This window comes from Chryseobacterium sp. DT-167, assembly GCF_058310155.1.
In genome coordinates this window covers 243,220-256,152 of record NZ_JBZEEQ010000002.1, presented here as the reverse complement: position 1 = coordinate 256,152, position 12,933 = coordinate 243,220, and the positions used below count along the sequence as shown (strand labels likewise).

At 34.6% G+C, this 12,933-nt stretch carries 14 protein-coding genes and 2 tRNA genes; 9 read left to right on the top strand and 7 right to left on the bottom strand.

Features of this window, described 5'->3' with window-relative positions; all coding sequences use genetic code 11:
* Positions 1-206: 206 nt before the first annotated feature.
* Both AC4FQ5_RS03650 and AC4FQ5_RS03645 read left to right on the top strand, forming a co-directional pair.
* Positions 207-947 (top strand): glycine-rich domain-containing protein, encoded by a 741-nt coding sequence (locus AC4FQ5_RS03650; protein WP_491141139.1) that lies wholly within the window; start codon positions 207-209, stop codon positions 945-947.
* A gap of 11 nt (positions 948-958) precedes the next feature.
* Entirely contained in the window at positions 959-1,309 is a 351-nt protein-coding gene (locus AC4FQ5_RS03645; protein WP_491141138.1) for a hypothetical protein, read from the top strand.
* 58 nt (positions 1,310-1,367) lie between these two features.
* Here AC4FQ5_RS03645 and AC4FQ5_RS03640 read toward each other — a convergent pair whose 3' ends face one another.
* The 3 genes from AC4FQ5_RS03640 to AC4FQ5_RS03630 form a co-directional block, all read right to left on the bottom strand.
* Positions 1,368-1,577: a hypothetical protein gene (locus AC4FQ5_RS03640; protein ID WP_491141137.1), complete on the bottom strand. Its 210-nt coding sequence runs from the start codon at positions 1,575-1,577 to the stop codon at positions 1,368-1,370.
* Between the two features lie 119 nt (positions 1,578-1,696).
* A complete protein-coding gene (locus AC4FQ5_RS03635) occupies positions 1,697-2,467 on the bottom strand; it encodes an SDR family oxidoreductase (protein WP_491141136.1) in 771 nt (256 codons plus the stop codon).
* A gap of 15 nt (positions 2,468-2,482) precedes the next feature.
* Positions 2,483-3,238: an SDR family NAD(P)-dependent oxidoreductase gene (locus AC4FQ5_RS03630; protein WP_491141135.1), complete on the bottom strand. Its 756-nt coding sequence runs from the start codon at positions 3,236-3,238 to the stop codon at positions 2,483-2,485.
* A gap of 116 nt (positions 3,239-3,354) precedes the next feature.
* Between AC4FQ5_RS03630 and AC4FQ5_RS03625 the strand changes: the two genes are divergently transcribed.
* A complete protein-coding gene (locus AC4FQ5_RS03625; RefSeq protein WP_491141134.1) occupies positions 3,355-3,765 on the top strand; it encodes a winged helix-turn-helix transcriptional regulator in 411 nt (136 codons plus the stop codon).
* 210 nt (positions 3,766-3,975) lie between these two features.
* On the opposite strand, the gene mnmA is transcribed toward AC4FQ5_RS03625, so the two are convergent.
* The gene (gene mnmA / locus AC4FQ5_RS03620) at positions 3,976-5,163 is read right to left on the bottom strand and encodes a tRNA 2-thiouridine(34) synthase MnmA (RefSeq protein ID WP_491141133.1); all 1,188 of its coding nucleotides are present in this window, start codon (positions 5,161-5,163) and stop codon (positions 3,976-3,978) included.
* A 147-nt stretch (positions 5,164-5,310) separates the two neighbouring features.
* Here mnmA and AC4FQ5_RS03615 point away from each other — a divergent pair, with 147 nt between their 5' ends.
* The gene (locus tag AC4FQ5_RS03615) at positions 5,311-5,838 is read left to right on the top strand and encodes a hypothetical protein (RefSeq protein ID WP_491141132.1); all 528 of its coding nucleotides are present in this window, start codon (positions 5,311-5,313) and stop codon (positions 5,836-5,838) included.
* A 226-nt stretch (positions 5,839-6,064) separates the two neighbouring features.
* On the opposite strand, the gene AC4FQ5_RS03610 is transcribed toward AC4FQ5_RS03615, so the two are convergent.
* Positions 6,065-8,593, bottom strand: a complete 2,529-nt coding sequence (locus AC4FQ5_RS03610; protein WP_491141131.1) for an ATP-dependent Clp protease ATP-binding subunit — start codon at positions 8,591-8,593, stop codon at positions 6,065-6,067.
* A 157-nt stretch (positions 8,594-8,750) separates the two neighbouring features.
* Between AC4FQ5_RS03610 and AC4FQ5_RS03605 the strand changes: the two genes are divergently transcribed.
* The 5 genes from AC4FQ5_RS03605 to AC4FQ5_RS03585 all read left to right on the top strand — a co-directional run bounded on the left by AC4FQ5_RS03605 (position 8,751) and on the right by AC4FQ5_RS03585 (position 12,616).
* Positions 8,751-8,975 (top strand): uroporphyrinogen decarboxylase, encoded by a 225-nt coding sequence (locus AC4FQ5_RS03605; protein ID WP_491141130.1) that lies wholly within the window; start codon positions 8,751-8,753, stop codon positions 8,973-8,975.
* The gene (locus AC4FQ5_RS03600) at positions 8,975-10,072 is read left to right on the top strand and encodes a glycosyltransferase family 4 protein (RefSeq protein WP_491141129.1); all 1,098 of its coding nucleotides are present in this window, start codon (positions 8,975-8,977) and stop codon (positions 10,070-10,072) included. The genes AC4FQ5_RS03605 and AC4FQ5_RS03600 overlap by 1 nt, the downstream gene beginning before the upstream one ends.
* A gap of 252 nt (positions 10,073-10,324) precedes the next feature.
* A complete protein-coding gene (locus tag AC4FQ5_RS03595) occupies positions 10,325-10,744 on the top strand; it encodes a SufE family protein (RefSeq protein WP_491141128.1) in 420 nt (139 codons plus the stop codon).
* Positions 10,745-10,749: 5 nt separating this feature from the next.
* Positions 10,750-11,712 carry a glycosyltransferase family 9 protein gene (locus AC4FQ5_RS03590; protein WP_491141362.1) on the top strand — a complete coding sequence of 321 codons (963 nt, stop codon included), beginning with the start codon at positions 10,750-10,752 and terminating at the stop codon, positions 11,710-11,712.
* Positions 11,713-11,716: 4 nt separating this feature from the next.
* Complete coding sequence (locus tag AC4FQ5_RS03585) at positions 11,717-12,616, top strand: glycosyltransferase family 2 protein (RefSeq protein WP_491141127.1); 900 nt, start codon at positions 11,717-11,719, stop codon at positions 12,614-12,616.
* Positions 12,617-12,752: 136 nt separating this feature from the next.
* On the opposite strand, the gene AC4FQ5_RS03580 is transcribed toward AC4FQ5_RS03585, so the two are convergent.
* Positions 12,753-12,827 (bottom strand) — tRNA-Val (locus AC4FQ5_RS03580).
* Between the two features lie 33 nt (positions 12,828-12,860).
* A tRNA-Val gene (locus tag AC4FQ5_RS03575) sits at positions 12,861-12,933 on the bottom strand.

Sequence of the window (12,933 nt, the reverse complement as noted above, 5' to 3'; positions counted from 1 at the left end):
AACATTTTCCCAATGATTTTTCTTCAAAAAATGAAGGCTCAGAAAATTCATTAGTTTTTCAAGATGTAAAATATCTTCTTTTTTCATTCTTCCAAAATTTATAAGACTAATTTAAGATTTTTTTAATTCTAAAAAAGATTTTTGCAGGACTTTTATATTTTCAAATCAATTGAAATTTGAGTAGAAAAAATAAAAGACAAAAGAAAATGAAAACAAAAATTGTATTAAGAAACGAAAGTCTTTGGCAAAGAATTCAGGGATTTTCATTGGATGCTCAAAATGCATCATTTCCTTTCTCTAAAAAATTAGCAAAGGAAGAAAACTGGACAGCAGATTTTACAAAAAAAGCAATTGATGAGTATAAAAAATTCGTTTATCTCTGCTGTATCTCACCAAACGGAGCTTCACCAAGCGAAATTGTAGATAAAGTGTGGCATATGCATTTGATCTACACTCAGAATTACTGGGAAGATTTTTGTCCGAATGTTTTGAAAATGAATTTGCATCATCATCCTTCAAAGGGAGGTTTTGAAGAGAACAGCAAATATCAAAACTGGTTTTCGGAAACTTTGGAAAAATATAAAGAAATTTTCCAGCAGGAAGCCCCTGATGAAATTTGGAAATGTCAGAATAAAAAATCTTCATTTTGGAACTTCGGGTTTAAATTTCTTCTCTTAATTCTGGCTTTTTTCCTGCTCAATTCCTGTTCAGATGAAACAGGTTCTGCGATGATTACCATCGTAATAGTTGCAGTAATAGTATTTTTTGTATTTGGAATTGCCGGAGCATTGTTTGGAGAAAATAATTCTACAAATCCAGAGAAGAAAAATAAAAATGATGGTAATTCAGACGGTGGAAGTTGTGACGGCGGCGGAAGCAGCTGCAGTGGCGGAAGTTGTGGAGGAGGTGGATGTGGCGGAGGTTGTGGTGGATGTGGAGGAAGCTAAAGAAGGAAATTATGAAAAAGATAATCATTCATTCAATTCCGGTTTTTATAAGCTTAATTTGGCTTTTGACAGAACACCAAACTTACAACCCGATCTTATTGAAAGGTCCTGATTTTTTAAGATATTATCTGATTCTTTTATCGGGAATTTATCTTTCAATTTTTATCCTGAAATTCTTCAAAGAATCTGTTTCTAAAACAACAGTTTATTTCCTTATTTCAATATTTATTTTGGGTTCAATCAAATTGATCAGAGGTTTGTATTTAGGAAAACCTGTCGGATATTTACTAATGATTTTAATTATACAAATTGCTGTAATTATAATTGTTAAATCATTTCAATTCAATAAAAAGTTTAATTAAATCATTTTAGTCTTAACAAAACAAAACCCGAAACAAAATGCTTCGGGATTATTTTTAATTAATTGTTTTCTTCTTTCTCATGTTTTGTTTTATAACTATATTTTTTACAGGTATAGATCGTAATTGCCAGTAAAATAAAACTTAGGAAAAGATGAGATTTTTCTGGATGTACAATTGCATTATACATATTATATCCAAAAACAAAAGACACTAAGAAGATCAAAACCTGATTGGTTTGAGCATACTGATTTTTTAACGTAGTTTTCATAATAAATAATTTTGTTGTTATTTATTGAGTAAGTATGACAAACCAAAATATGTTACAGGAAAACAAAAAGCCCGGAAAAATATATTTCCAGACTTTGAATTTTGAATGATGAAATTAAACTAATTCATTAAACTTATATTTGTAAGACCACCGTCAGACAGAATTTCTGTACCGACGATAAAAGAAGATTCATCAGATGCCAAAAATACAGCAGCATTACCAATATCAGAAGGAAGTCCTTGTCTTCCGACAGGGGTAATATCTATCCACATTTGTTTTACCTGATCCAATTGTTCTTGTGGCACAAGTTTTCCGAAAACCGGTGTATCAATTGATCCTGGTGAAAGTGCATTTACCCTAATTTTTCTTGATAATAAATCTAACGACAAGCCTTTTGCTAAAGAGATGATCGCTGCTTTTGCAGCTCCGTAAATTGCCATTCCCGGTGCGGCACGATGCGCAGCACTCGATCCGATAAGGATGATTGAAGCTCCGTCGTTTAGATACGGAAGTGATTTTTGTACCGAAAAATAAGCACTTTTCAGATTGAGATCCATGTATTTGTCATAGCTTTCTTCCGTTGTATTATCTACTGTACCCATCGCAACACCATCGACAATGCCACCTGCATTCACGACTAATACATCAATCTTTCCAAATTTATCAGCCGTTTTCTTAAAGATATTTTCCAGATCATCAAGATTTGTCACATCCCCCTTAACGGCAATAAAATCTTTTCCCAATTCGTTCAAAGAATCATTCAAGGTTGCTTCGTTTCTTCCTGTAATGGTACCGACGGCGCCTTCGTTTTTAAACGCTTCTGCAATACCAAATCCGATACCGCTGTTTCCGCCTGTAATGACGGCAACTTTATTTTTTAGCTTGCTCATTTTTAGTTTAAATTTTTAAAATCCATAAATTCCTCCGGAAACGGCAATTTGCTCACCATTAACCCAAGCTGCGTCATCTGAGGCAAGAAATACAGCCGCTTTGGCAATATCTTCCGGTTGTCCGGTTCTTCCAAGTGGTGTGGTTGAAATTAATTTTGCTTCAAACTCACTACCGATGAATCCTGCTGCATGAGAACCTTCTGTTTCTACAACACCCGGTAAAATTGAATTGATACGGATATTTCTACCAGAGAACTCTTTAGACAGAGCTACGGTAATTGCATCCAAAGCTGTTTTTGTTGCAGAATATACAGAACCTGTTGGTAATGGAGATCTGCTCGCTCCTGAACTGATGTTGATAATATTTCCGCCTTTCTCACCGAAAACTTTTAATGCCGACTGAATCGAAAAAATTGATCCTAAAACATTGATGTTGAATTGCTGATGAAATGTTTCTGCCGATACCTGTTCGATAGGTTCGTAATTGTAAATTCCTGCATTGTTGACCAGAATATCCAATGTTCCGAAAGCATTTTTGGTTTCATCAAACAGCCTGATTACATCTTCCTGTTTTGAAACATCTCCCTGCACAGCGATTGCTGTTCCACCATTATCGGTAATAGTTTTTACAACTTTATCTGCATCTTCTTTACTTGATGCATAATTGACCACAACTTTAGCACCTTCTGCTGCAAAAAACTTTGCAATTGATGCTCCTATTCCTTTTGAAGCGCCTGTAATGACGGCAACTTTATTTTCTAATTTACTCATTGTTTTATTGTTTTAAAAACTTGAGCAAAATTATTACATTAAAATTTATTTTGGTAACTTTGTAACGAAAAGTAACCGTTACTACGGAGTAACACGGTAACCAAAAAGTAACCTATATGAATTGTAAACCCCTTGAAAAAGAAGAACATAGAAAAGAAATGATGGCTGTTCAGGACTCAATGGATGTACTGAGCGGTAAATGGAAAATAGCGATTATCTCATCAGTTTGTTATTATAATAAAAGAAGGTTTTCTGATATTCTGAATGATGTAGTCGGAATTTCCAACAAAATGTTGAGTAAAGAATTAAAAGAATTAGAAATCAATAAGCTGATTAAACGAACAGTTTTGGACACTCAACCAATAACCGTTCAGTACGAACTTACACAACACGGAAAATCCCTCAAAACAATTATCAATAATCTGACAGATTGGGGAATCAAACACAGAAAAGAAATTATCGGAAATTCTTCTATAGCGCACAGTAATACCGAATCGCAAGAAACGGTAACAGCAGATATAATTTAATATGAACGTCTGTAATTAGTAGCAACTAAGTTTTTAACAGTATGTTTGTCATTTCGTAGGAATCAAAACACGCTGATAACAAGGTAGTTTAGATTCCTACGGAATGACAAAATGACTGCTGATTTTAGCGGTATGATTAAAAACGGACATTCCTTAATTTAATGAAATTCTGAAAGAAAAAAGACCTTCAGAAAAGGTCTTTTAATATATTTACGAAATCACTCCACTTCCAATCAATTCATCATCAATATACCAGGCTGCAAACTGCCCTTCAGCAATCGCAGATTGAGGTTCTTCAAATTCAACAAAAAAAGCATTTTCAAACTGATAAATCGTTGCTTTCTGAAGTTCCTGTCTGTAACGGAACCTCGCCAAAACATCCATAGATTCACCATTTTTTAGTCTTAGATCTTCACGTACCCAGTGAAGTTCAGCATTATTAATTTTGAGAGCTTTCTTATGCAATCCCGGAAAACTGTGACTTTCACCAACAAAAATGATATTGTTTTCCATATCTCTTGAGACGATAAAACAACTTTCTTTGTGACCGCCGATTCCTAAGCCTTTACTTTGTCCGATTGTGAAAAATTGAGCGCCTTGGTGTTTTCCGATTACTTTTCCGTCAGCTTTTTTATAATTGATTTTTTTGGCTAAATATTCTAATTCTTCTTCTTTGGATGAAAAAATTGGCGTTTCCTGAGAAAACAAAGGCGAATCTTTAAAAATTTCTACAATTTCACCTTCTTTTGCGACCAATTGCTGTTGTAAAAACTGCGGTAAACTTACTTTTCCGATAAAACATAATCCCTGAGAATCTTTTTTATCAGCGGTAACCAAACCGATTTCTTTTGCAATTTCTCTTACTTCAGGTTTTGTCAGTTCTCCGATAGGAAATAATGCTTTAGACAATTGATCCTGATTCAGCTGACACAGAAAATAAGACTGATCTTTATTGTTGTCTTTTCCTGCCAAAAGGTGGAAGATTTCCTTTCCGTTTTCATCAAAGGTTGAATTCACTCTTGCGTAATGTCCGGTTGCTACTTTATCAGCTCCCAAAGACATTGCAGTCTTCATAAAAACATCAAACTTTACCTCCCTGTTACACAAAACATCAGGATTTGGGGTTCTTCCTCTTTGATATTCATCAAACATGTAATCAACGATTCTTTCCTTGTAAAGATCACTCATATCGATTACCTGGAAAGGAATTCCCAGTTTCTGAGCAACCATTAATGCGTCATTGCTGTCCTCGATCCACGGACATTCATCTTCTAAAGTTACCGAAGCATCGTTCCAGTTTCTCATAAAAAGAGCTACGACTTCGTGCCCTTGTTGTTGCAGCAAATACGCTGTAACACTCGAATCTACCCCTCCGGAGAGGCCTACTACTACTTTCATTTATTCAATTTTACGAAACTCTTAACGGGAGTTCTTAGTTGAGCGGCAAAAATACAATAATCCTATTCACAAAAAAAATGATAATTTTAGACATCGATAAAAACGATAGTATTATAAATCGAAATGTACATTTCAAAAATATTTAATATGAAAAAACTATTTATTTCTTCACTCATTCTGATTTCCGGGTTGTCATTTTCTCAGGTTTCTGTAGGAACGCCAACTTCTGAAACAAACAAATGGACTTTCGGAGGAGGAATTGGTCTTGGTTTCGGAAGTAATTCTTATTTTAATCTTCAGGTTTCACCTAGGGTAGGTTATCGGCTGACAAATGATCTGGAAGCTGGTTTGATGGGAAGTGTTTCGTGGCAGACTTCTGATTTTTATAAATCGACGATGTTTGGTTTTGGTCCGTTTGTTAATTACTACTTTGCAAGATCTTTCTTTGTAAGTGGAAATCTGCAACATTATTTTGTCAATTATGAAGATAAATTTTATGATTTTAAAAATAATCAGCAGGAAACCGCTCTGTATTTAGGAGGAGGTTATATGCAACAAATCGGGAATAATTCATTTATGCAGATCGGTTTGATGTACAATGTTTTATATAAAGAAAACAGCAGTATTTTTTCCGGCGGATTGATTCCTAGTGTTGGTTTTGTTGTGGGTCTTTAATTTTTTGATCCTACAGATTTCACAGATGATTGAGAATGAAAATTGTTAAGGATTTTATTAAAAAGTTGACTTATTTTTAAAAAAACATTTTCTTCTCGCAGATTTTGCTGATTACGCAGATTTTTAAAAATATCATTCGTGAAAATCCGTGTCATCTGTGGGAGTTATATAAGCAAAAAGCATCGGGGATTTCCGATGCTTTTATTTATTTTAATAATTGATATTCTTAAGATTTCTCAACAGCCGATTTTTTCGTCTTCTGAGTTTTTCCTTCTAATCCGTCTTTAGCTTCATTTAAATCTAAAGTAACTGTTTCGCCTTCAGTTAATTGTTTGTTGACCAACATTTCTGCCAATAAATCTTCAATATACTTCTGGATGGCTCTCTTCAATGGTCTTGCACCGAAATCTTTATCCCAACCTTTTTCAGAAATGAAATCTTTGGCTTCAGTAGTTAATTCTACTTTGTAACCTAATTTTTCAAGTCTAGAATACAATTTGCTTAATTCGATATCGATAATTCTTGAAATATCGTTTCTCTCAAGAGAGTTGAAGATCACAATATCATCAATTCTGTTTAAGAATTCCGGAGCAAATGCTTTTTTAAGAGCGTTTTCAATCGTACTTCTTGTTCTGGAATCTGTATTGGTTTTCTTCGCATTAGTTCCGAATCCTACACCATCTCCAAAGTCTTTAATGTCTCTCGTTCCGATGTTTGAAGTAAGAATGATAATTGTATTTCTAAAGTCAATTTTTCTTCCTAAACTGTCAGTAACGTGACCTTCATCCAAGATCTGTAGCAAAATATTGAATACATCAGGATGCGCTTTTTCGATCTCATCTAAAAGAACAACTGCATACGGTTTTCTTCTTACAGCTTCAGTCAATTGTCCACCTTCTTCATATCCAACATATCCCGGAGGCGCACCAACCAATCTTGAAACAGCGAATTTCTCCATGTATTCACTCATGTCAATTCTGATCAATGCTTCGTCAGAATCGAAGAGTTCTCTCGCCATAACTTTTGCAAGTTCAGTTTTACCAACACCTGTTGTTCCTAAGAAAATGAATGTTCCAATCGGTCTGTTCGGATCTTTCAAACCTGCTCTGTTTCTTTGGATCGCTTTCACTACCTTTTTCACAGCATCTTCCTGACCGATTACTTTTCCGTTCAGATTATTATCCATTCCGGCAAGTTTATCTAATTCATTTTTACCAACCTTCGTTACAGGAACACCACTCATCATCGAAACTACTTCGGCAACACTTTCTTCAGAAACCGTTTCTTTTTTCTCTTTGACATCTTTATCCCATTGATCCTGAGCAGAATTCAATTCCATCTGCAAACGTTCTTCCTCGTCCTTAAGCTTTCTGGCTTCAAGATAATCCTGGGCTTTTACAGCTTTCTGCTTTAGTTCTTTGATGTCTTCTATTTTCTTTTCAAAATCAATGATTTCGGTAGGAACTTTCATGTTTTTAATATAAACACGAGATCCGGCTTCATCCATGGCATCAATTGCTTTGTCTGGTAAGAAGCGGTCTGTAATATATCTTGATGTCAAATTGACACAGGCAAGAATCGCTTCTTCAGTATAGACAACATTATGATGCTCTTCGTATTTATCTTTGATCTGGTTCAGAATCTGAATCGTTTCATCAATAGAAGTAGGCTCTACCATTACTTTCTGGAAACGTCTTTCTAAAGCACCATCTTTCTCGATGTATTGACGGTATTCGTCTAAAGTAGTAGCTCCGATGCATTGAATTTCTCCTCTTGCCAAAGCTGGCTTAAACATATTGGAGGCGTCCAAACTTCCTGTAGAACTTCCTGCACCAACAATGGTGTGCAGCTCATCGATGAATAAAATCACATCACGGTTCTTTTCAAGTTCCGTCATGATCGCTTTCATTCTTTCTTCAAACTGACCACGGTATTTTGTTCCCGCAACCAAACTCGCCAAATCAAGGGTGATGACTCTTTTACCAAAAAGAACTCTTGAAACTTTCTTTTGTTGAATTCTTAGAGCTAAACCTTCAGCGATGGCAGATTTACCAACTCCGGGCTCACCAATCAACAAAGGATTGTTTTTCTTTCTTCTTGATAAAATTTGCGAAACTCTTTCAATCTCTTTCTCACGACCGATTACAGGGTCTAATTTCCCGTCTCTTGCCAAAGAAGTAAGATCTCTACCAAAGTTATCCAAAGTAGGAGTTTTACTTTTTGCAGAGCCTAAATTTCCTGTCGGCTTTCTCATTTGCTCAAATTCTTCTCTGTCATCGTCGTCATCGTAAGCCGAGTTTTGAGGTGACTGACCGGAATTTTTAAGCATCGTCTGATATTCTCTTGAAACTCCTTCGTAATCAATATCATAAGCGCCTAAAATACTTGAAGTAGGATCCTCATATTTGTATAAAATGCCCAAAAGCAAGTGAACGGTATTGATCTCATTGCTTTTATATTGTCTGCATTCTAGTTCTGCACGCTTAATGGAATGATCTGCCATCTTGGTGAAAGAAATATTGGTAACCTCCTCAGAAATAGGATTAAGACTTGATGTGTTTAAAGTTTCAATTTTTCTTCTGATTTGTGTTAAATCAGCATTGAGCCCTTGAAGGATTTCTTTTGCAGAGTTTTCTGTTTTTATTATACCTAAAAGTAGATGTTCTGTATTAAGAAATTCACTTTTCAGCCGCTTAGCTTCATTTTTGCTTTGTTTGAACACCTGGCTCAAACCTTGTGAAAACTTATAATCCATAATATTGTATCTCAAATTGGAATAACGACAACATTTATCGTTTATTCTTAATCTAAATTACAAATATTTTACCAAATATCAATTAATGACTTTATGGCAGAAAAAAGTTTTTTATCTTATTGAAAATGACTAAGTTTGTTATCCTCAAATTTTCGTAATGAGTTCCGAAATTACAAATTATATCGGTTATGCCGCTTCAGTTTTCATTGTTTTGAGTTTTATACTTAAAGATTTAACCAAAATCAGGATTGTCAATTTGATTGGCTGTATCTGTTTTGTCATCTATGGAATTTTCAGCGGAATGCTTTTGCCGGTCATTATTCCGAACGCAATTATCTGTTTTGTACAGGTTTATCATTTATTGACTGCAAAGAAAAAGTAATGAAGCGAAAAAAAGTCCTGACTTCCGCATTCAGCAACCTTTACACCGATCAGAGAATCGAAAAAGTATGCAGAACATTATATGAAAACGGCTACGAAATCGAATTGATTGGGAACAATTGGGGCGGCGAAGAACAAATGCAGCGTCCCTACCAATTTTCAAGGATAAATCTTATTTCTAAAACTTTAAAGACTGCTTATTTTGAGTTTAATTGGAAGCTGTATCATCAGCTCAGGAAAAAAGCTGACGAAAATACCATTCTTCATGCCAATGATCTCGATGCTTTACTGCCAAATTATCTTTTATCTCAAAAACTAAATATTCCTCTTGTATTTGACAGTCACGAAATTTTCTCAGAAATGCCCGCAGTTCAGGGTAAAATGTCTCAGAAATTATGGCGTTATCTTCAAAATAAAATTGTTCCGGATCTGAAATTCATGATTACTGCAAGCGGAAGTTATGCAAAATGGTTTCAGAATAAATACGGAATAAAACCTGTCGTCGTTCAAAACGCACCAAGAAATATTAATTTTTCTTTGGAAATTCCAGAAAACAATCCACAAATCATTTTATATCAGGGCGCAATTAATCCTTTCCGTGGAATTGACAAAGCCATTTTGGCAATGCATCACCTTGAAAATGTTGTTTTTAAAATTGCAGGAGACGGACCGAGAAAAAAGGATTATGAAGATTTAGTTTTAAAAGAAAATCTTCAGGATAAAGTTCTTTTTTTAGGCAAATTGCTTCCGGAAGATTTAAGAAAAATCACTTTAACTGCAGATTTGGGAATGAGCATCGAGGAAAACGGCGGTGAAAGTTATGAATTTTCACTTCCGAATAAAGTTTTAGACTGCATTCAGGCACGGGTTCCGCTTATTTTATCTCCGCTTCCTGAAATGATTAATATAAAAAATCAATTTAATGTTGGTGAAATTATTGAAAATCATCAACCTGCAAACATTGCTAAAGCTGTAAATTTAATTTTAAATAAAGGAAGGAAAAACTATCAATTTGAATTGGAGAAAGCTTCCGAAATTCTTTGTTGGGAGAATGAAGAAGTGAAATTGCTGGATGTCTTTGAAAGAGCATCGAATTGATTTTTGTTATTTCTTTTTTTCTTAAAAATTATTCCACGAAGTTTGTTATCCTGGAGGAATCTAGGCAGAGTATAAGAAAATAGAATGGAGAGATTCGTGTCTAGATCCCTACGGCATGACAAACTTTATATTCTTCTAAATATTTAAAATAAAAGATAAATCTTTTAGAGATAATTAAAATGGTTTTTATGTTAACTCTGTTTTAAATTATCTTTTTCAAATTGGTTATCTTTGCATAAAGAAAGTATAGAAATGACCATTAAAGAAAATCAACAGGAAATAATTGACGAATTTGCATTTCTTGAAGACTGGGAGCAAAAATATGAATATATCATTGATCTTGGGAAAGAATTGAAAGGTCTTCCTGAAGACAGGAAAACAGATGAAAATCTGATCAAAGGTTGTCAGAGCAAAGTGTGGATTGACGCTGAATTCAAAAATGGAAAACTATTTTTCAATGCAGATTCTGACGGAATTCTACCGAAAGGAATCGTCTCTTTGTTGGTAAGTATCTACAGCGGTCATTCTACTCAGGAAATTCTGGATTCTGATTTTGAATTTATCTCAGAAATCGGACTACAGGAGTTTTTGTCACCATCCAGAGCAAACGGATTGATGGCAATGACCAAGCAGATCAAATTTTATGCTGTGGCATATCAATTGAAATCATAAACGTGATCAGGATTTTAGTATACCGTTTTTCCGCTTTTGGTGATGTTGCTATGACAACGCCAGTTTTCCGTGAGTTTCTGGAACAGAATCCCAATGCCGAAATTGTGATGGTTACCCGTAATAATTTTGAGGATTTATTTGCGGATCTCCCGAGAGTTATTTTTAAAGGAATCGATCTTGATGACTACAAAGGCTTCTTAGGAATCCGAAAACTGGCTAAAGAACTTCTTAATGAATTTAAGCCTGATTACATTGCTGATCTTCATGACGTTATCCGTTCAAAAATTTTAGATAAAATTTATGTCAGAAAAGGACTAAAGGTTTTTAAAATCAATAAAGGCAAAGAGGAAAAAGAAGACCTCACTGATGTATGGAATTTAGAAAAAGTACAACTGAAACGAACGGTAGAACGTTATGCGGACGTTTTTCGTGAAATGGGCTTTAAAGTTGAGCTTTCACACAAATTGCGACCAGCCTGTAATGAAAAATCAGGAATCGGTTTTGCTCCTTTTGCACAGCACAAAGGAAAAATGCTTCCTTTGGAAAAGTCTTTTGAGCTCGTAAAAGTTTTAGCAAAAAAACACACCGTCTACTTTTTCGGAGGTGGTAAAAATGAAACTGAAACCCTTGAAAATTGGGAAAAACAAATTCCGAATACCAAAAGTTTAGCCGGAAAACTCAATCTCTCGGAAGAATTAAATAAAATTGCTCAGCTTGAAGTCATGATTTCGATGGATTCTGCTAATATGCATTTGGCCAGTATTGTAGGAACTCGTTGTGTTTCCATTTGGGGGTCTACTCATCCCTATGCAGGATTTTTAGGATTTGGGCAAAGTGAAAATGATGTTGTTCAGATCAATGATCTTACCTGCAGACCTTGTTCTGTTTTTGGGGACAAAGAATGTTATCGAGGTGACTGGGCTTGTCTGGAGGAGATCAATGTACAGCAAATCATCAGTAAAATTTGAATGAATGAAGCTTTCTATATGCATTCCTGTTTTTAATTTTGATGTTCGGGAACTTGTTGACGCTCTTAAAAAAGAAATAGAGAAGAACGATATAGATGCAGAAATTATTTTGATTGATGATGCTTCAAATGATCAGTTTAAAGCAATTAATAGCGAATTGCAAAGCAGAGTAAAAGATTTTATTTTACTCGGAAAAAATATCGGAAGATCTAAGATCCGGAATTTGTTTTTGCAATACGCAAAAGGAGATTATCTGCTTTTCTTGGATTGTGACGGTAAAATTATCAATCAGAATTTTCTTGGAATTTATACTGAAACGCTACAAAAGGACACAAAAATTGGTGTTTTATATGGAGGACGAACTGTTGTAAGAAATCTTGTTGATAAAAAATACATCTTGAGATGGAAATTTGCTGTAGAACGCGAGAATCTGGCCGTTGCGATGCGCAATAAAAAACCTTATCTCTCTTTTCAAACGAATAATTTTATTATCAAAAAAGAGACTCTGGATAAGATAAAATTTAATCCTGAATTTGAAAATTACGGCTATGAAGACCTGCTTTTTGCAATGGATTTAAAATCTGAGCATATTCAAATTCATCACATCGATAATCCTATTTTTAATAATGATCTGGAAAACAATGAGATTTATTTAGCCAAAGTAGAAGAGTCTGTAGAAAGTCTAGCTAAAATGCTTAAAATGGATTCTTTAAGACATAAAATTTCTGAGATTAAATTAGTGAAGGCTTACAATTTATTACAAAAGATACATTTGAAATTTATTTTTCTGTCTTTTTTTAATTTTCTTGAGAAAGGAATAAAAAGAAATCTTCTTTCAGGTTATCCCAATCTAAGAAATCTTGATTTATATAAACTTGGCTTGCTTCTTAGAAAAATGAAATAGTATTGAAGTAGTTTGAAAATATACCTTAAAGCGAGTTAAAACCACCTTTTCAAAAAAACAAAAAATTCAAAACCTCTGTAAACTCCCATGAATAGGCATGAAATAAAAAACTCTCAGAATAATCTGAGAGTTTTTGTGGGCCCTGAGGGATTCGAACCCCCGACCCTCTGGGTGTAAACCAGATGCTCTGAACCAACTGAGCTAAGAGCCCTGAATTTTTTTGAAAGGTTTCAGTAAACCTTTGTGGGCCCTGAGGGATTCGAACCCCCGACCCTCTGGGTGTAAACCAGATGCTCTGAACCAACTGAGCTAAGAGC